21 protein-coding genes are annotated in these 19,196 nt (G+C 27.0%); 12 read left to right on the top strand and 9 right to left on the bottom strand.

The annotated features are described in order from the left end of the window. The first annotated feature begins 130 nt into the window (after positions 1–130). The 3 genes from BHAMNSH16_RS02960 to BHAMNSH16_RS02950 all read left to right on the top strand — a co-directional run bounded on the left by BHAMNSH16_RS02960 (position 131) and on the right by BHAMNSH16_RS02950 (position 2,010). A complete protein-coding gene (locus BHAMNSH16_RS02960) occupies positions 131–655 on the top strand; it encodes a hypothetical protein (protein ID WP_039954372.1) in 525 nt (174 codons plus the stop codon). Positions 656–775: 120 nt separating this feature from the next. Next, positions 776–1,339 carry a hypothetical protein gene (locus tag BHAMNSH16_RS02955; RefSeq protein ID WP_069731742.1) on the top strand — a complete coding sequence of 188 codons (564 nt, stop codon included), beginning with the start codon at positions 776–778 and terminating at the stop codon, positions 1,337–1,339. Further along, complete coding sequence (locus BHAMNSH16_RS02950) at positions 1,336–2,010, top strand: ABC transporter ATP-binding protein (RefSeq protein ID WP_008724423.1); 675 nt, start codon at positions 1,336–1,338, stop codon at positions 2,008–2,010. The genes BHAMNSH16_RS02955 and BHAMNSH16_RS02950 overlap by 4 nt, the downstream gene beginning before the upstream one ends. A 1-nt stretch (position 2,011) precedes the next feature. On the opposite strand, the gene BHAMNSH16_RS02945 is transcribed toward BHAMNSH16_RS02950, so the two are convergent. From BHAMNSH16_RS02945 to BHAMNSH16_RS02935, 3 genes are all read right to left on the bottom strand, one after another. Beyond that, entirely contained in the window at positions 2,012–2,362 is a 351-nt protein-coding gene (locus BHAMNSH16_RS02945) for a PepSY-like domain-containing protein (RefSeq protein ID WP_008726697.1), read from the bottom strand. 255 nt (positions 2,363–2,617) lie between these two features. Beyond that, a complete protein-coding gene (gene gyrA, locus BHAMNSH16_RS02940) occupies positions 2,618–5,122 on the bottom strand; it encodes a DNA gyrase subunit A (protein WP_008726695.1) in 2,505 nt (834 codons plus the stop codon). A 182-nt stretch (positions 5,123–5,304) separates the two neighbouring features. Beyond that, positions 5,305–5,730: a response regulator transcription factor gene (locus BHAMNSH16_RS02935; protein ID WP_008726693.1), complete on the bottom strand. Its 426-nt coding sequence runs from the start codon at positions 5,728–5,730 to the stop codon at positions 5,305–5,307. Between the two features lie 122 nt (positions 5,731–5,852). Between BHAMNSH16_RS02935 and BHAMNSH16_RS02930 the strand changes: the two genes are divergently transcribed. The 4 genes from BHAMNSH16_RS02930 to BHAMNSH16_RS02915 all read left to right on the top strand — a co-directional run bounded on the left by BHAMNSH16_RS02930 (position 5,853) and on the right by BHAMNSH16_RS02915 (position 9,477). Continuing rightward, positions 5,853–7,580, top strand: a complete 1,728-nt coding sequence (locus BHAMNSH16_RS02930; RefSeq protein ID WP_069731741.1) for a motility associated factor glycosyltransferase family protein — start codon at positions 5,853–5,855, stop codon at positions 7,578–7,580. Positions 7,581–7,601: 21 nt separating this feature from the next. Beyond that, positions 7,602–8,252 carry an RluA family pseudouridine synthase gene (locus tag BHAMNSH16_RS02925; protein WP_069731740.1) on the top strand — a complete coding sequence of 217 codons (651 nt, stop codon included), beginning with the start codon at positions 7,602–7,604 and terminating at the stop codon, positions 8,250–8,252. Between the two features lie 113 nt (positions 8,253–8,365). After that, positions 8,366–8,863, top strand: coding sequence for a thiol peroxidase (tpx, locus tag BHAMNSH16_RS02920; protein WP_008727233.1), 498 nt, complete (start codon positions 8,366–8,368; stop codon positions 8,861–8,863). Positions 8,864–8,994: 131 nt separating this feature from the next. Next, on the top strand, positions 8,995–9,477 hold the full coding sequence (locus BHAMNSH16_RS02915; protein ID WP_008727232.1) for a glutathione peroxidase: 483 nt from the start codon (positions 8,995–8,997) through the stop codon (positions 9,475–9,477). A 323-nt stretch (positions 9,478–9,800) separates the two neighbouring features. Here the strand turns inward: BHAMNSH16_RS02915 and BHAMNSH16_RS02910 are convergent, their stop codons facing one another. The 3 genes from BHAMNSH16_RS02910 to BHAMNSH16_RS14460 all read right to left on the bottom strand — a co-directional run bounded on the left by BHAMNSH16_RS02910 (position 9,801) and on the right by BHAMNSH16_RS14460 (position 11,061). Beyond that, positions 9,801–10,670 carry an Rpn family recombination-promoting nuclease/putative transposase gene (locus tag BHAMNSH16_RS02910; protein WP_069731739.1) on the bottom strand — a complete coding sequence of 290 codons (870 nt, stop codon included), beginning with the start codon at positions 10,668–10,670 and terminating at the stop codon, positions 9,801–9,803. A 72-nt stretch (positions 10,671–10,742) separates the two neighbouring features. After that, complete coding sequence (locus tag BHAMNSH16_RS14465; protein WP_241033642.1) at positions 10,743–10,892, bottom strand: hypothetical protein; 150 nt, start codon at positions 10,890–10,892, stop codon at positions 10,743–10,745. Further along, positions 10,867–11,061, bottom strand: a complete 195-nt coding sequence (locus BHAMNSH16_RS14460) for a hypothetical protein (RefSeq protein ID WP_241033641.1) — start codon at positions 11,059–11,061, stop codon at positions 10,867–10,869. Before BHAMNSH16_RS14460 ends, BHAMNSH16_RS14465 begins: the two co-directional genes overlap by 26 nt. A 360-nt stretch (positions 11,062–11,421) precedes the next feature. Between BHAMNSH16_RS14460 and BHAMNSH16_RS02900 the strand changes: the two genes are divergently transcribed. From BHAMNSH16_RS02900 to BHAMNSH16_RS02890, 3 genes are read left to right on the top strand one after another with little or no spacing between them, the layout of a single operon-like run. Next, positions 11,422–12,159 (top strand): copper homeostasis protein CutC, encoded by a 738-nt coding sequence (locus BHAMNSH16_RS02900; protein ID WP_008728491.1) that lies wholly within the window; start codon positions 11,422–11,424, stop codon positions 12,157–12,159. Between the two features lie 5 nt (positions 12,160–12,164). After that, complete coding sequence (locus BHAMNSH16_RS02895) at positions 12,165–12,878, top strand: AzlC family ABC transporter permease (RefSeq protein WP_008728489.1); 714 nt, start codon at positions 12,165–12,167, stop codon at positions 12,876–12,878. Further along, complete coding sequence (locus BHAMNSH16_RS02890) at positions 12,871–13,200, top strand: branched-chain amino acid transporter permease (protein WP_039954391.1); 330 nt, start codon at positions 12,871–12,873, stop codon at positions 13,198–13,200. Before BHAMNSH16_RS02895 ends, BHAMNSH16_RS02890 begins: the two co-directional genes overlap by 8 nt. A gap of 4 nt (positions 13,201–13,204) precedes the next feature. Here BHAMNSH16_RS02890 and lepB read toward each other — a convergent pair whose 3' ends face one another. From lepB to BHAMNSH16_RS02875, 3 genes are read right to left on the bottom strand one after another with little or no spacing between them, the layout of a single operon-like run. After that, the gene (gene lepB / locus BHAMNSH16_RS02885; RefSeq protein ID WP_069731738.1) at positions 13,205–13,735 is read right to left on the bottom strand and encodes a signal peptidase I; all 531 of its coding nucleotides are present in this window, start codon (positions 13,733–13,735) and stop codon (positions 13,205–13,207) included. Between the two features lie 9 nt (positions 13,736–13,744). Further along, on the bottom strand, positions 13,745–14,311 hold the full coding sequence (locus BHAMNSH16_RS02880) for an NUDIX domain-containing protein (RefSeq protein WP_008728487.1): 567 nt from the start codon (positions 14,309–14,311) through the stop codon (positions 13,745–13,747). Further along, positions 14,295–15,341, bottom strand: coding sequence for a hypothetical protein (locus BHAMNSH16_RS02875; RefSeq protein WP_069731737.1), 1,047 nt, complete (start codon positions 15,339–15,341; stop codon positions 14,295–14,297). Before BHAMNSH16_RS02875 ends, BHAMNSH16_RS02880 begins: the two co-directional genes overlap by 17 nt. 241 nt (positions 15,342–15,582) lie before the next feature. Between BHAMNSH16_RS02875 and dnaG the strand changes: the two genes are divergently transcribed. Further along, positions 15,583–17,397 carry a DNA primase gene (dnaG, locus tag BHAMNSH16_RS02870; RefSeq protein ID WP_069731736.1) on the top strand — a complete coding sequence of 605 codons (1,815 nt, stop codon included), beginning with the start codon at positions 15,583–15,585 and terminating at the stop codon, positions 17,395–17,397. After that, positions 17,394–19,157: an RNA polymerase sigma factor RpoD gene (rpoD, locus tag BHAMNSH16_RS02865; protein WP_008726663.1), complete on the top strand. Its 1,764-nt coding sequence runs from the start codon at positions 17,394–17,396 to the stop codon at positions 19,155–19,157. The genes dnaG and rpoD overlap by 4 nt, the downstream gene beginning before the upstream one ends. Positions 19,158–19,196: the final 39 nt, after the last annotated feature.

The following is a 19,196-nucleotide window of genomic DNA, read 5'->3' as shown; positions in this document are numbered from 1 at the left end:
TAAATATTATTTTATTAAATAGCAATAGTTCATAATGAAAAGACTATGAAAAAATTACATAAATATAATTTTATATTATAATTAGTTTTTATGCCGAAAATATAAAAAATATTTTTAAATAAGGTCTCTTATGTTGAAATTGTATAGTATATTCATCTTATTGTTTATTATAAGCTCTTGTGCCTCTAATGTTAAGGTATCTGATAGTGAATATAATAATGTATGGGTAAAATCGGTTAAGGGGAAAAGTGTGCTTGCTCCTAACGGATATTTATATACATTTAAAGAAAATGGAGATGTGGAATATAAAATAAATGGTATGAAAGGCGGTACAGGAATATTTCTGTATGCGGAAAGCTCTACTAATGCTTATTATTATGAAAAGATGCCTTTAAATTATGTTGCTTATGATGTAAGAGATTCTATTCCAAATAGCAATGTAAATATGCTAGTAGGCTTTATTCTGAATAACGGCAGATTAGAAATGACTTCAGGGTATACAAAAGAATACAAAAAAAGATTATCCGATTGGAAAAAAAATAATTTAACAATATACAATACCTTAAGAGAAGGAAAAGATATGTCTGAATATCCTATCCCGCTAATAGAAGAAGTAGATAATTTTAATACAATAGAATTCGGAACATTAAGATAATTACTTATATACAGTAAAAATAATTTGCTTAAGTAATCATAGATAATATCGATATTGAATTTTAGAGCTATTTTACAAAGATACGGCTAATAGGTTAAAAAAAATAAAAGGTTTTTTATTGTGTATAATTCAACTATAGGATATGCTTCAAAACTCATTAAAGGAAGTATTGTATTTTCAATAATAATATTTATTTCATTATCTCAGCTTATGACTGTAACTTCTATATTTAGTTTGGTATGGAAATATGAAATATTATTAAATGAAAATATACCTTTCTTCAGAGAGTTTTCTATATACGCTTTATTTATAGGAATATTAATAATAGGAGTATTATATTCGGCAATATCCAGCTCTTATATATTTTCAAAGAACAGCAGAATGTTTTCTACTTTGCGTATATTCGGAGCTACTAAATTAGCTATAAGAAAATTAGCTATATTAATAAGCCTTTTATATCCTTTAGGATCATTTTTGATTTGTATTATAGAAATGTTAATCTTGTATATAAGATATAGTTCATATATATTAACTTTGGTAGAAATTTCTGATGTAATTAACGGAGCTTATGTAGTATTACTATCAAATGCTGTACTAATAGTAGGCTTTATGATAGGAGCCTTTATTTCTAATTCTATACTTTTACGAAAAGATCCTTATGATGATTTGAGGGGAACACTATGAATATAAAAATAATCAATGTATCAAAGGTTTTCCCTTTAGGAGTTAATCAATTCAATGCCTGCGAAGATATTAGTTTGGATATCAATCAAGGTGATTTTATAAGTTTTGTAGGACATACAGGTAGCGGAAAAAGTACATTGCTAAGTATAATAGGCGGAATACTTAAACCTACTAGCGGAACTATATATTATGATTCTTTCAAATTGAATGGAGCCAGCGAAGATGTTCTTGCAAGTTTTAGACGAGAATATTTTTCTTATATATTTCAATATCCTGTTATTATACCAACTATAAGCGTTATTGATAATATATTAATGCCTTTATCTTTTAAACATAAAATTACAGAAGAAAAAATAAATCAGACTAAGGAAAATATAGAATTATTTGCTCTTAAAGATAAAACATATTCTAAAGCATCTAATCTGTCAGGCGGTGAAATGAAAAAGGTTGCTATATTAAGAGCATTGGCTTACGGCTGTAAATGCTTAATAGCCGATGAGCCTACAAGCGATCTTGATCCTGCAAGTACAAAAACTTTGATGGAAATATTAACAACTATTAATAAACAAGGAACTAGTATTATTATGGTTACACATGCCCATAATATAGCAGCTTATGCTAACAATGTTTATGAGATGTCTAATGGTAAAATAGTTCGCTGTTTGAAATGATTTAATTACTGTATATATGCATTTCCAAATAATGATCTAATATTACTCTATATGAATTAATGATTTTCCTTATTTCATTAATATCTAAATTCTCATATTTATATTTTGTTTCAAATCTTTTTAATTTATTTATTTTCTTTTGAACTATATCAGGAATAACATCTTCAGGAAGCCTTTTCTCACTATTAATGGAAATCCAATTACCATTTTCATCAAATGTGATAAATACTTCATTATCAAGTTCTACTTTAAAAATATTATCTGTTTTTTCGATTTCTACTATTTGTGCTTTAAGAAATTTACTCTTTATAAATATTTCGGCATCATAAGGCAGCTTTATTGTAGTATTCATAATGTAACCTCAAAATAACATATTAATATTATCTATATTTTTATATTTTTAATAAGTAAATTTTTTCTTTAACAGTTAACAGAAAAAATTGTATATAATTAAAATTAAAGATTTAAGAAATAAAATAACAATTATTTCAAATATTTATAAATACTCATTTTGTTATATTATCAATATAATAAAATTTCATAAAAATGCAATTTTTTTTAATTAAAAAAGCCTATATTAAAAAATATAGGCTTTATAAATATTAAATTATTTTTTCTCTTCACTATCAGCAGGTACAACAGCTAAATCACTAACCCTAGCACCATCAGAAATATTAACGATTTTTACACCCTTAGCATTTCTTCCAAGTTCAGGTATAGAATCAGCTTTAATCTTTATAGTCATGTCATCAGTAGTAACAACCATTATTTCATCTTTATCACCTACAGTTTTTACGCTGACAACATTTCCTGTTTTATTGTCCGGTTTAATATAAATCTGTCCTTTTCCTCCTCTTCCTTTAACATTAAACTGTTTTGAAGAAAGTCTCTTACCTATACCATTTTCTGTAATAACAATTAATGATTCACCCTTATGTATAGCATTTCCTGATACGCAAACATCATCATCATCTAATGCAATACCTTTAACACCAGCTGCTGCTCTTCCCATTTTTCTAATCTTCTCTTCAGTGATTCTTAAAGCAAGTCCTGAAGCAGTAGTCATAATGAAATCATCTCCTGTTTGTACAGGTGAAACTGCAACTAATTCATCATTATTTTCTAATGTTAAAGCAAGTATTCCTCTTTTTTTGGCATTCTCAAGATGTTTTAATTCCATTTTCTTTATAGTACCCATTTTTGTAACCATAATAATAGACTGTTTAGGTTCGAATTCGGATACTGTGAAGTAGCTTGTAATTTTCTCTTCAGGTGCTAAATTAAGTATAAATTTAATACTTTTACCCTGAGATATTTTACTTAAAGCAGGTATTTCATGCACCTTCATCCAGAAAGCCTTACCTCTGTCTGTAAATATAAATAAATAGTCTTTAGTAGAAGCAACGAATAAATGTTCTATATAATGTTCGCCTTGAGATTTTCCGCCCTGAACACCTACGCCGCCTCTGCCTTGTGTACGATAGCTTGAAGCAGGTACTCTTTTAATGAATCCCTGAGTAGTAATAGATACCGCTACATCTTCATCATGTATTAAATCTTCTTCATCTATTTCGGTGTCATTAGTTTTTCCGATTATTTCGCTTCTTCTGTCATCACCGTATTTTTCTGCTATTTTTTTAAGCTCATCTTTAATAACTGCAAGTATTTTTTCTGGGTGTGCAAGCAAATCTTCGCAGTAAGCTATAAACTCTCTTAATTGCTGTAATTCCTGTTCTATTTTTAATTTTTCTAAAGCAGTTAAGCGTTTGAGAGGCATGTCAAGTATAGCCTGAGCCTGTTTTTCTGAAAGTTTAAATCTGTTCATAAGAGTAGTTCTTGCAGCATCAGTATTTTCGCTTTCTCTTATTATTCTTATAACCTCTTCAATATTAGCCTGAGCTATGAGTAAGCCTTCTAATATATGAGCTTTAGCCCTAGCTTGATTCAAATCATATTCTGTTCTTTTTGTGATAACCTCAACTCTATGGTCAACAAAATATTTTATAAGCTCTTTTAAATTTAAAACTTTAGGTTCGCCATTAACTAAGGCAAGATTTATTATACCGAAAGTAGTTTCCAAATCAGTATGCTTCCATAACTGATTAAGCACTATTTGTGTGGCAACCCCTTTTTTGAGTTCTATTATAAGACGAATACCTGCTCTATTGCTGGATTCATCTCTAATATCAGCAACGCCTTCAATTTTTCCCTGTTTAACTAATTCAGCTATTTTTTCATGCAAATTAGTTTTTACAACGCCGTAAGGAAGCTCTTTAACTATTATAGCTTCTCTGTCTTTTTTTGTTTCTTCTACTTCAAGTCTAGCTCTTAGCTTTATTCGTCCTTTTCCTGTAGTATAAGCCTCTTTTATTCCTTCTTTACCGTATATAATTCCAGCAGTAGGGAAGTCAGGACCTTGTACATAACGCATCAAATCCTTAATTTCTGCATCCTGATGATCTATATAATAAACTATAGCATTTACAACCTCTTTTAAGTTATGAGGCGGCATATTAGTAGCCATACCAATAGCAATACCCATACTTCCATTAACTAAAAGCTGAGGGACTGTAGCAGGAAGTACAGAAGGCTCAGTTCTGGAATCATCGAAGTTCGGTACGAATTTAACAGTTTCTTTTTCTATATCATTAAGCATCTCTTCAGCAAAACGAGTCATTCTTGCTTCAGTATAACGCATTGCTGCAGGAGGGTCATCATCTATAGAACCGAAGTTACCCTGTCCGTCTACAAGCAAATAACGCATAGAGAAATCCTGTGCCATTCTTACCATAGTTCCGTAAACTGCAGCATCTCCGTGCGGGTGATAGCGGGCTAAAACTTCACCGACTGTGGCTGCTGATTTCTTATATGGTTTATCATGTGTAAGATTAGCATCATACATAGCATATAAGATTCTTCTATGAACAGGTTTTAAACCGTCTCTTACATCAGGCAATGCCCTAGACACGATAACGCTCATAGCATAAGTTAAATAAGATTCTCTTAATTCATTTTCTATTGAAATATGATCTACTCTTTTCAAGATATCTTTTGTCAGTGTGGAATATTGTCTTTCTTCTGAATTATCTTCTTTATTCTTTTTTACTGCCATATATTTATATCCTTAAAAAATATTCATACAATTATAACATTTTATGATAAAATTATCAATATATAAAATGATACTATAATATAGAAGAAAATATATAATTCAATCTATACTATTGTAATAATATATTTTATTTCTGAAAATATAGTTTCAGACATTATAAATTAAAATGCTTAAGATTAAATTTATTTTAAATAATCTTCTCTTCCTATTATCCTAGCTAAATGATATATCATAGTCTGACGATTAACAGGCTTTACAATATATCCGTCTACTTTTAATTTTAAGAACTCCATTAATACGCCTTTGTTGGCATAAGAAGTAACAACTATTATCTTGGAGTCTATATTCAATGCTCTAATCCTTTTAAGCAAATCGATTCCATTCATCTGCGGCATTTCAAAATCCGTCATTATTATATCCGGTTTATCTGTTGCTTCTCTAAGTTTTGTTAAAGCATCCATAGCACCGTCAGCTTCCAATATTACATCAAAGCTTTCAGATAATAATATCTTTCTTTCAGCTATCCTTATAGTACTAGAATCATCTATAACCATTACTTTATATGGTTTTCCTGTTTTAGTATTATATCCTAATGGTGAAGTTGACATAAAAATACCTCATAAAAGTTATATCTTTATAATTTATAATAATTATGGATATTGTCAATTATTTTTTATTATATATTGTGCTATATATTTGATTTTTATATTTTTTTTGTTATTATAAATAGATGAATATATCAGTAAAACTGCATAATTTATTAAAAGAAGAAAAAAGCGAACTTGACGCTTCATACAAAATAGAAAAAAATAAAGATAATATCATAATAATTTCCAAAAATGGCAGAGCTTTACATAGCAAATATAATATTAATAATGAATGTAAAAGAGCTTTAGAAAATATAAATAAAAATAAAAATCTTCTCATAATATATGGTTATGGATTAGGATACACTTTAAAATACCTGATTGAAAATATTGATAATTATTTTAATAAAGAAATCATAAAAACTCTTAAAATAATAGTTGTTATAGAAGATGCTGCAGTTTTCAAATATTCTTATTATAATATATACAATACGGATAATAAGAATATATTTTTTGTATATAAAGATGACAGTATTGATTATATAAATAAAATCATTGATTATAAAAGTATAAATGGTATTAATTTAGTTCTTCTTCCATCGCTTACCAAAGAAGAAAAGGATAATGCTAATATATTTTATACTCAGATATTAAATATAATGGAAAAAGAAATATCCAATATATTTACTAATATGTATTTTGAGAATATATGGACTAAGAATATAATATTTAATAGTGAGTATATAAAAAAATCATCGGATATAATTCCTTTTAAAGATGCATTTAAAGGATTAAAGGCATTGCTTATATGTCCGGGTCCTACTTTGAAGCATAGTATAGATACAATAAAAAAAGAAAGAGAAAATTTCTTTATTATATGCGTTGATACAAGTTACAGTGTGTTATGTAAACATGGTATAATTCCTGATTTTGTAATTACTGTAGACGGGGGATTTTTTAATTCTTTAGATTTTGTATATGAAAATAGAGAATTTCCTTATTTGGTTATGGATATAGCGGCAAATAAAATAATACCTAGAAATATAAATGCTGATATTATAAGGTTTACTTCTTCTGAAAATTTAGGAATAATAAAATATATACAGGATTTCACCAAATTATCATGCCTTACTACTTCAAGCACCGTAGCAACAACTATGATAGATTTTGCTCATTATATTGGTTTAGATGAAGTATTATTAATAGGTTTTGACAATAGCTATCCTTTTTATGAGAGGCATATCAAACATGCTCTTTCTTATGAATATATGGTGAATAAAACTAATAAATTAAAAACTTATGAATCATATTATTTTAATGCTATAAGAAATAATACAAATATAGACAATTATCCGCCTACAGAATTTGTATTTGAAAGTCAGATGGAATATTTTAATGAATTTAAAGATAAATATTCAAATATGAAAATAAGGAGAATTACTAAAGAAGCTGTGAAGATAGATTCTATAGAAGAGGGCTTCATAGAAAATTTTTCTATTGATAATATAAGAAGTAAAGCATTAAATATAGCTAATAGCATATATAAAAAAGATAATGACACCGATATAAAAAAAGCCTATATAGAATTAAAAAATATATTAGAAGAATTTAGAAATGTTTTGTCAAATACATATAACAATATAAATAATAATTTAAATAATATAGATAATTTATATTATGAAACAATGAATCTTGTAAAAGAATATCAAAAAAAAGCAAGCATACTGCAAACTATTTTATCAGCAACTATACTTATGTGCGAAAGGGGAGAAAGAGATACAAGAGAAAAATTAATATTTCTTATTGCTGAAAGTTTGAGAAATGTGAATTACTTTTTTACTAGAATATCTTTAATTATAGAAAAATTATAATAATTATAAAGTGAATATAAAATGAAAATTATTTATGAAGATGATTATTTCATTGCTATTGATAAAGAAGCAGGTATTGAGGCGGATAATAATTTAATAGATACAATAAAAAAAGAATATAATCATATTGATAGTTTATATTTAGTTCATAGAATAGATAAATTTACTTCAGGAATACTTATTCTTGCTAGAGATGAGAAAACTAAAAAATATTTTGAAGAATCTTTTAAAAATAAAACCATTAATAAAGTGTATCATGCCATAGTTCAGGGAAAAGTAAAAAAAGATAATGGTACAATAGATGTGTCAATAGGAATAGACAAAAAAAATCCTAATAGGAGAATACCATTGCTTGTAAAAGACGGAGGCGAATCAGCAGTAACTCATTATAAAGTTCTAAAAATATTAAATGAACATACTTTACTTGAATTAAAACCTTTAACAGGAAGAACGCATCAGATAAGAGTGCATCTTTCATATATAGGACATCCAATAATAGGAGACAAAATATATTCAAAAAATGCTGATATTTATAAAATGAAAGGTTTTGCTTTAATAGCAAAAGAGATTAATTTTGTTCATCCTATCACAAAAAAAAATATAAAGATAGATATAAAATACAATAAAGAGTTTTTAATTAGACTTAAGCTCCTTGAAAGAGTTAAAAAATAAAATTATTCATTTTTTTTATTGACTTTTTTCCTAATAATTTATATATTTTCTTAAATAATAAAAGATTATATTTAATTTTTATTAAAATTAATAAATAATAGAAGGAGTAAAAAATGACAGTTACATTTCAAGGTGCAACACAAACTTTAGAAGGTGCTCAATTAACAGTTGGAGCTAAAGCTTTAGATTTTACAGTAGTAAAAACAGATTTAAGTCCATGGTCTTTAAAAGATGCAGGTGATACAGTAAAAATCATATCTTCTGTACCATCTTTAGATACACCTGTATGCGATGTACAAACTAAAAGATTCAATAAAGAAGCTGCTTCTTTAAAAGGAGTAACAGTAGTAACAGTATCTGTTGACTTACCATTCGCTCAAGCTAGATGGTGTGCTGCTGCTAATGCTTCTTCACATATAGTAGCTTCTGACTACAATCAAAAAGATTTCGGAAGAAAATTCGGTACTTTATTAAAAGAATTACAACTTTTAACTCGTGCTGTATTTGTTCTTGACAAAGACAATACTGTTAAATATGTACAATATGTTCCAGAAATCACTAATGAACCAGATTATGATGCTGCTTTAAATGCTGCTAAAGCTCTTTTATAATTTATAATTGGAGTAATTTCAAGGCATATTCTATTATTATAGAGTATGCCTTTTTTATTTGCATATATAGAAAAATTAATTTATAATTTTACAATAAATAATTAATACTTATAAAAAATTATGGAGGAATTATGAGTATATATAATTACACAGTAAAAGATGCTGAAGGCAAGGATGTTAAATTAAAAAAATATGAAGGTAAAGTTTTATTAATAGTAAATACTGCCACAAAATGCGGATTTACAAAACAGTATCCAGCATTGCAAGACTTGTATAAAAAATATAAAAAAGAAGGCTTTGAAATATTAGATTTCCCTTGTAATCAATTCGGAGGTCAGGCAAAAGAACCTATTGAAGAGATTGCCGAGTTTAGAAAAGAAAAGTTTGGTATTACTTTCAAACTATTTGATAAAGTAAAAGTTAATAGTAAAAATGCGGATCCTTTATTTGTTTATTTGAAAGCAGAAAAACCTACAGAAGAAGGCGTTGAAAAAATAAGATGGAATTTCGGTAAGTTCTTGATAGACAGACAGGGAAATATAGTAGGACGCTATGATCCTAGAGTAAAACCTGAAGAGCTTGATGAGATAGTAGGAGAACTTCTTAAAAAGTAATAAATAAAAATTAAGAGCTTTTATATATTGCTGTATATAGAAGCTCTTTTTATTTTTAATAGTTAAAAATTTTTGATTTATAAAAAATTATTTATTTAATTATAAAAAACTTGTTTTTTAAAGACACTGACATTCTTACAAATATCAAGCACTAACAATTTTTATTATTATAATTTTTCTATTTCTTTGTTTATATATAAAAAATTTGTTCACTAAAAGTGTCTGACAAGTAAACTTGCCAGATGTTCACAAATTTTTTATTATTATTTAGACATAAAAAACTTGCTCGCTATTTGTGTCTAGTAAATAAATTTACTAGATGCTCACAATTTTTTTATTTCTTCTATACTTAATCCTGTGTTTTCACTTATAATTTTTATATCTATGCCTGCATTTTTGAAGCTTTTAGCTATAGATATTTTCTGTTCTTTTTTACCTTGTTCTATACCTTCTTTTATACCTTCTTCTCTTCCTAATCTTCTTTCTTCTTCAAGCATTATTTGATTACCATATAAATATGCCTGCCTTTTATCATATTCGTTCATCATCAGTCTGTCTTTAATAAAGTTATTGTATCTTTTTTGTACTTCTTCCATTATAGGTTTTTCTTTTACTAATTCTGACATAATAACCTCCTTATTATCTTTTTCTTTCATTGTAAAAAATTTAAGCCAACAGTTTAAATCTGATTGTAATAAATTATATTTAAATTTTTTGAGTTCAATTATATGAATTTGCAAATGATCAGTGAGTAATCTTTTATTATTGGTATCATAAATCATATAGCATGAATGAATATTATTTGAATCATCTAAATTAAAATTGAGTAAATTGATACTAATTACTGGAGTTAAAGCATCATACTTTTCTCCATGTTTTAATAATTTGCTATAATTAGAAGCCCAATAATATAATATTCGTTCTGGAAATCTTGAATTACCTTGAATTTGAATTTCTATTATAACTACAGTTCCATTTTGTGTAATACATTTTACATCTGCTATTGTTTCCTTATCTTCATAATTTTCCTTATAATTAAATGGAGTAAGTATCTCTACTGATCTAAAAGTTTTCATATTAGAGTCAAGCATTATTGAATTGATAAAATCAAGCAGTATAGGATTACTGTCTGGTGATGAAAATAAATACCTCACAAAATAATCATTTAAAACATTAATATCTCTTCTGCTCATAATACTATTATACAAAAAATAAATATAAAAGTAAAGTTTTGATTATTTATCATTAAAATATAGCAATAATAATCAATAAATATTCTTTTTTAAATAAGGCTTTAATTTTTCAAAAGATATTTCAAAATCATCAAGTGCTCTAACAACATGAGGAAGCTCAAACCTTATATGCAAACTAATACTGTCAGAATATCTGTTAATTGAAACATTTCTTGACAGCATAATAACTATCAGATTTATTTATTACATCAATGGTAAAATCATCTTCTCTAATTTCTTTATAATATTTATCAATTTCTCTTTGAAAAGTTTTTCTAAATTTATCACTGTCATTTACAAAATCTGATAAAGTTAATATTTTTGTTTTTAATTTATTAATATCTAATGTCAAAAGTGATATTGCAGTATCAGGATATGCTCCTCTTTTTTATCAGAATTATCATAATCAAAGGCAGTAAATTTAATAGTATTCTTATCCATTTCTCCGCTTTATAGGTATTTGAGTATTAATACTATTATATTTATAATATCCGTCTATATAATATTTTTTATTTTCTGTAATATTATCAGGATTTTGAATATGTATGTTTATTGTAATAGGGTATTTATCAATGCTTCCTTTAAGAGTAAAGAATAAATACTTTTTTATATTAGCAGTATATGCAAAATAAGATATGTATGATATATTTTGACAATTAGCAAATTTCTAGTATAATTTACACATTTTAATAATTTTATAAAAGGCATTATTATGAATACCAAAATAGAAATATGCGTTGATTCTGCAGAGTCTTGTATAAATGCTGAAAAAGGCGGAGCTGACAGACTTGAGCTTTGCGGTAATATGTTTGAGGGAGGCACAACTGCAAGTTTCGGTGTTTTAGAATTAGCAAGAGAAAAAGTAAATATACCAATATATGCAATGGTGCGTCCTAGGGGCGGAGATTTCTGCTATGATGATATAGAGTTTGAAATAATGAAAAGAGAAATAAAACTCATGAAAGAATTAAAAATTGACGGTATAGTATTCGGCATACTTACAAAAGAAGGAAAAGTTGATAAAGAAAGATGCTCTAAATTATTAGAGTTATGGGGAAGCAGTAAAGCTACATTTCATAGGGCAATAGATGTAAGCTGTGATTTAAATAAAGCATGCGAAGATATAATATCCATTGGTTTTGAGAGAATACTCACTTCAGGAGGAGAGGCTAATGTTATGAGCGGTATAATCAAATTAAAAGAATTAGTTTCAAAATATAATGATAAAATAATAATAATGCCCGGAAGCGGAATAAATGAAAGAAATATTGAATATATAAAAGACACTGTAAAAGCTAATGAATATCATATGACTGCAAATAAAACAGTTGAAAGTATTATGCAGTATAGGAATGAAAATGTATTTATGGGGGCAGCTTTAAGAGCTTCAGAGTTTAATGTAAAATATACTGATGAGAACAAAGTTAAGAATATCAAATCAAAGTTATAAATAATATGAATACTAAAAAACATGATTTAATTTCGGCATTAAAATATGCATTTCCTTTTACTGTAGCTGTTCTTGTAGGGTATATATTTTTGGGTATGGCTTATGGTGTACTTATGAAAGCTAAAGGACTTGATACTTGGCTTGCTGTTTTTTTAAGTTTATTTGCCTATTGCGGAAGTATGCAGTATACGGCTATTAATTATTTATTTTTAGCACCTTTTAATCCTTTATACGCTTTTATGCTTACATTAATAGTTAATTCAAGGGTCGGTTTTTATGGAATATCTCTTGCATCAAAATTTCAAAATACAGGAATTATAAAACCTTATTTGATATATACTTTAAGTGATGAAACTTTTTCTATACTATGCTCTGCAGATATACCGGAAAATATTAATAAAAATGCATTTCTTTTCTTTGTGTCATTTATGAATCATCTTTATTGGAATATAGGTACATTGCTTGGATGTTTAATAGGCTCTTTTATCACTTTCAATACCAAAGGGCTTGATTTTGTTTTAACTGCTTTATTTGTTGTGATATTTACAGAACAATGGCTTGAAAGTAAAGATCATAGAGGTGCTTTGATTGGTATTATATGCTCTATACCTATTTTAATATTTAAAACTAATATATTTATAATACTTGCTATGGTATTGATATTCATATCTATAAGCGTAATTTATAAATATAATGAATATGGAAAAATATATGAATAATACAGAAATATTTATAACAGCTTTGATGATTGTGATTGGAACTGCTTTTTTAAGGTTTCTTCCTTTTATTATAATAAATAAATCATTATCTGAAAATAGATATGTGCAGTTTTTAGGGAAAGTGCTTCCTTATTCTATGATAGCACTTCTTGTAATATATTGTTTGAAAGACATAAATATTATAAAATTTCCTTATGCCTTGCCGGAATTAATATCTATAGCAATTATAATAATTTTGCATATAATAAAAAGAAATGTACTTATAGGCATAGGAGCAGGAACTATAATTTATATGTTTTTGGTGCAGGTGATATTTGTATAATAATTTATTCTGAAATATTATTATGATGAAAAATATTATTAAATAGCTGAAATCTTTTTTTAGGGCTGAATATTAGTATAACCTGTCCTTTTATATCTTTTTCATCTACAAGCCCAAAATATCTGCTGTCTTCACTTACCTTTATATTATCTCCCAAAACGAAATACTGATTATTTCCTAAAATATATAGTCCGTCATCTTCGCTTGAAAATATATAATATTCATGTTCTATAAGATTGTCATTTAAATAAAGTCCGCCGTCTTTTATTTCTACTTTATCGCCCTCTATTCCTATAACTCTTTTTACAAGATTTGTATCATTATAATTGAATACGACAACATCAAAATTTTTAATTCTATTAAATACAAAATTCTTTTTTAAAAGCAGTATCTGATCTCCCTCAAAAAAAGTAGGCTCCATAGATTTATTAGTAACAATATATGTATCAAAGAAGAATATTCTAATAAATCCGGCTATCAAAACAGCACTTAATGAAGCTAATATTATCTCTAAAATTTGTTTTTTATTCGTCATATAAAAAAATTAAAAATTGTTAATATAATAAGAAAAAGCCTCTTTGGCAGATTCAAAAGCTATTTTTTCAAAATTAATATCTTCTCTTTTTATAAAAATAACTTTTGAAGCATCATCATTCGCAGCAGCATCTGGGATATAATCTAATTTTGAATAAAAGAATATATCTGCTGTAACATACATAATACCATCATATATATATTCATTAGCCCCGCTCATAAAAAAATGTATATCATTTAATTTTATATTTGTTTCTTCAAAAACTTCCCTAACAGCAGTCTCTTCAACCATTTCATAAGGCTCGCAAAAACCTCCCGGCATATCTATATAACCTTTTCTAGGTTCAAATTTCCTTTCAACGAATACTATTCCATTTGGAGTTTCTATTACAACTCCTACAGCTGATGCCGGATTAGTAAAATATGTTCTTTTACATTTTGAGCATTGAAAAATTTTTATATCATTAAAAATAAAGGAATCTTTTTCTCCGCAATAAGGACAATATTTAAATTGATATTTAATATGTTCTTTTATTTTTAAAGCATTTGTAAAATTATCATTAGTATATTCTTGCATAATTCTTATTAATATAATATGAAGCTATATTTTTAGCTTTGCATATAAATACATCAGATTGTCCCCATATACCAAAAGGTGCTCTTTCAAAAGATACATTATGAATATCAGCAACATTTACATTTTCATAGTTATAATTATTAGGATCTACATTATAAAAATCATATATATAATAATAATCCACTTTCATATCATTCATTTTTTCATCTATTAAAGTTTCCATTTCTTCTATTGTATTTGCCACTATATAATATGTAGACATAAAGGTTCTCTTCTGGCATTTCCCTAATCCCTTGACTGTAACATTCCACCATTTCGGAGTTTTGATAATATTATCCGTATCATTTAAATTAATAGTTGTAAATCCGTAATCTGATTTTAGATTATTTATAATATCATAATAATCAAAAACATATTCATCTTCTTCTGAGCAGCCTTCATCTGCTGCTATAGATGATAAAGAATAATGTACATGTTCATAGTCGCTGATAAAAGAAACTTCATCATTAAAAAGTTTATATGAATTTAATATACGGTTAATTTTTTTTATATTTTTATATGATGTGTTAATTTCTATTTCTTTATTTAAATTGATAAATATTTCAAATTCAGTAAGCTCATCTATAACGCCAAATCCGACAAATCCGCATTCAATCCATAATTCATTATATCTTTTAAATACTTTTCTTATTTCATTTAATGAGATATCAGGATCGCTCATAAGAACATCGAAATCTCTATTAACATCTTCACTGATTCTTTCTATAACTATAGTTCCGTAAGACGGAAATAGTTTTAATAGTTTCATATACAATGAAAATATTTTTTCTGCTGAAACGGATATTTTATATGAATATATATCTCCGTTATCAGTATTTTTTAATTCTATTTTTGTACCTTCTATTGGGTAAACATATTCACTAGGTACTATACCTAATGGCATATTAAATTTATCTATAATAATCCTTCTTGATTTTATTTTGTTTAAGATCCTTCTTCTTCTATGACTCTTTTCAAAATAACTAGGCACGATAAGTCTCCGCAAAATATATTCATACTATAATAATAAAAAACAAAATTTTGTCAAGTAATAAATGTCTAAAATAAGTTTATTTTGAATACTATAATTTTTATTAATAATTATTAAAAATACTTGACTTTTTTTAAAATATTTTTATATTTATGGATATTTATTTATGGGGATAATATATAATTTTTAATATTTCTATATCCGATTAATATATAAATATTAAAGTTTGAGTTTATTTATTGTGGATAATTTATTTATTGAAAAATTAAATAATCTATTGTCTAAGGTATCTTTAATTGACATATTAAGTGATAGATATAAAGTAATACATAGAGGCGGAAGTCAATATACTGTACAATGCCCTTTTCATAAAGACGGACAGGAAACTAATCCTTCTATGTCGGTTGATGATTCTAAAGGCGTGTATCAATGTTTTACATGCGGGGCTAAAGGTAATGTTATTACATACCTTAAAGAAAAAGAGAATAAATCATTCAAAGAGGCTGTGCAGTATTTAGGCAATAGATTTTCAGTTGATGTAAGCGGATTTTTCTCTGCTAAAACTACGCAAAAAGATAAAATATATTTAGAAAGCAGAAGAATTAACAGAATAGCATGCAACTTTTTTGGCAAAAGCCTGTTTTTAAAAGATAAGAATGGTGATTATTTCTATAAAGATGCTGAAAAATACTTGAAATCAAGAAAAATACCATTTTCTATTATAAAAGAGTTTAGAATAGGGTATGCACCTCCTAGTTGGAATGCTTTAATGAATGCATTAATAGAGAATAAAATTACAGTAAATAATATGAATATATTGGGTTTGGTTAGCGTAAGCAGGAATAACCCTAATCATTATTACGACACATTTGTTAATAGAATAATGTTTCCAATAATAAATGAACGCGAGGAGATAGTAGGTTTCGGGGGAAGAAGTATAGATGGTAAAGAGCCTAAATATCTAAATTCTAAAGAAAGCCTGATATTTAAAAAGAAATCTTCATTATATGGAATAAATATTGCTAAATCATACATAATGAAGCAGGATGAAGTAATATTAGTTGAAGGCTATATGGATACTATAGCATGCCATAAAATGGGGATAAAAAATGTTGTTGGTACTTTGGGTACGGCAATTACAGAGGAGCATGCAAGAGAAATAAAAAAATACACTAAAAATGTGGTGCTTGCTTTAGATAGCGATGAAGCTGGTATAAAAGCTGCTAAATCTGCTGTAATTACATTGTTAAAGTCTGATTTAAAATTGACTATTTTATGTATAAAAGAAACTAAAGATTTAGATGAATTTTTTACGGTTTATAGCAGAAGCCGGTTTGATATATTACATAATAATAAACTAAATTGGTATGATTTTGTTATAGATAGTGAGCTAAAAAAAGATATTTTTTCCTTATCTATAACAGAAAAATTAGATATTATTAATGGTTTTTATAAATATTTAGATGCTGTAAAAAGTGAAACAGAGAAACAAATGATAATTTCATATATAGCTTCTAAACTTAATGTTGATAGAGAAGCTTTTAACAAGGACTATTTAAATACATATAATGCAAATCAGCATTCTTCCTTTATAAAAAATGATAAAAAATTAAAAAACATAGATAATAAATTTTATTACGAAAATAGTTTAATATATTTACTTGCTCTGAATCCTTCTTTAATTAAAGAGGCTGAAAGAGAAATTAGTGTAGATCTTATTAAAAAAGATATAACAAGGGAATTTTATATAAGACTCTTAACTCTTAATAAATATGCAAGTGTTGAAGATGCTCTTAATGTATTAGGAAATGAGCATATAGCCAAGCAGATTTTGAGCAAGCAAAAATTATATAGTGAAAATATATATGAAAAACTGGAGGAGCTTATTATTAAAATTAAAAGCGGCTGCATAGATACCGAAAAAAAAGAACTGCTTGAAAATAATTCAAAAGGCATTCTTAAAAGTGATAATGATGAGGCTATGTATGAGACAGTTCGCAGAATAAATTTACTTAATAAGCAAAAAGAAAAATTACATCAAGGAAGTGATTTATGATGACAGAAGAAGATTGCGATCTTTTGATTAAAAATAATGAAAAGATTAGAAAATTACTTGAAAAAGGAAATGCAAATAAATATCTTACATTTAAGGAGATTAACGGTGCCATTGATAATATGGATACTGATGTAATGGATATACTTTTTCAATTATTAGCTGCAAGAAAAATTGTTATCGTTGAAGACAAAAGAGAGTTTGAAAGCCTTTCTAAAAATCAAAATAAAATTGATGATGCTGCTAAATTCATACATGTTGAGGATAAGGTTGGAAATAATGATGATCCTATAAGGCTATATCTTAAAGAAATTGGAAAGGTTAGTCTGCTTACTCATGATGATGAGGTAGATTATTCAAAGAAGATTGAATCTGGAGAATCTGAAATTGAAAGTATAATCTTAAATACTCATCTTGTAGTAGGGGAAGTATTAAATACTATTAAAAATGTACAGATAGGAAAAGTTTCTATACATGAAATATTAGAACCTCCTAGGATATATAATGTTTCTACTCAAGAAAAGAGAAAATTAGAGAGAAAGTATAAAAACTTTGAAAAAGAGTATGTAGTATTGGCTGAGAAATACATTGCTTTAGATAAAAGAATAAAGAAAATTACAACTCAAAAGACTATTAAAGCTCTCACTAAGGAACAGCAGGAAGTTAAAGATAGTATAGTAAAGCTTTTAACTAAAGTAAGATTAAACAGAATGGAAATAGACAGAATAGCTGAAAAATTAAAGTTCTATTTGCATAGAATAAATCAGATAGAAGAGTATTTTGAAAAACTTAAAAAAAGATACTATAAAGAAATATCTGATTTTGAAAATTATTACAAAGAGATAGAATCCGGTAATAAAGATATATATATAAGACTTGTAGATGACTTTAATATTACTCCTGAAGCTATAGAGGCTGTTATAACTAGCTTTCATAAGGCACAGGTTCGTATGGCTGATATTTATGATGAAGTTCGTATTGATAAAGAGACTTTGGTTGAATGGGTTCGTAAAATAGATTCATCAAGAAGAAAGATTGCTCAGGCTAAAGATCATATTGTTAAGGCTAATTTAAGACTTGTTATTGCTATTGCCAAAAAGTATGTTAATAGAGGGCTTCATTTCTTTGATTTAGTTCAGGAAGGTAATATCGGACTTATCAAGGCTGTAGATAAATTTGAATACAAAAAAGGATATAAATTTTCTACTTATGCTACTTGGTGGATTCGTCAGGCTATTACCCGTTCTATAAGTGATCAGGCTAGAACTATAAGAGTACCTGTTCATATGATAGAACAAATCAACAAAGTTCAAAGGGTCTTAAGACAGTATATGCAGCAGCATGGCAGAGAGCCTTCTATTCAGGAAATAGCAAAGGCTTTAAGCTGGCCTGAAAGCAGAGTTAAAAGTGTAAGAAATGTTGCGAAAGATCCTGTTTCTCTAAACGCTCCAATAGGTGATGAAGAAGATACCATTTTGGGTGAGTTAATAGAGGATAAGGAATTTGAAAGTCCTCAGAACATTACAACTTTCAAAATATTGAGAAAACAGATTGATTCAATACTTGACAGTCTCCCTGACAGAGAACAAAAGGTTATAAGAATGCGTTTCGGTCTTGTTGATGGTTATTCTCATACTCTTGAAGAAGTTGGATATGTATTCAAAGTTACTAGAGAGCGTATAAGACAGATAGAAGCTAAGGCTATAAGAAGATTAAGGGCTCAGTCAAAGAAAAAAGAATTAAAAGATTTTCTTGATTCTTAATATCTAAACTAAAAATTTCAAAGGAGGCATTTTTTAAGC

This window comes from Brachyspira hampsonii (genome assembly GCF_002214805.1).
GTDB classification, from domain to species: Bacteria; Spirochaetota; Brachyspiria; order Brachyspirales; family Brachyspiraceae; genus Brachyspira; species Brachyspira hampsonii.
The sequence above is the reverse complement of the archived record's forward strand: the minus strand, read 5'-3'. Positions and strand labels throughout refer to the sequence as shown.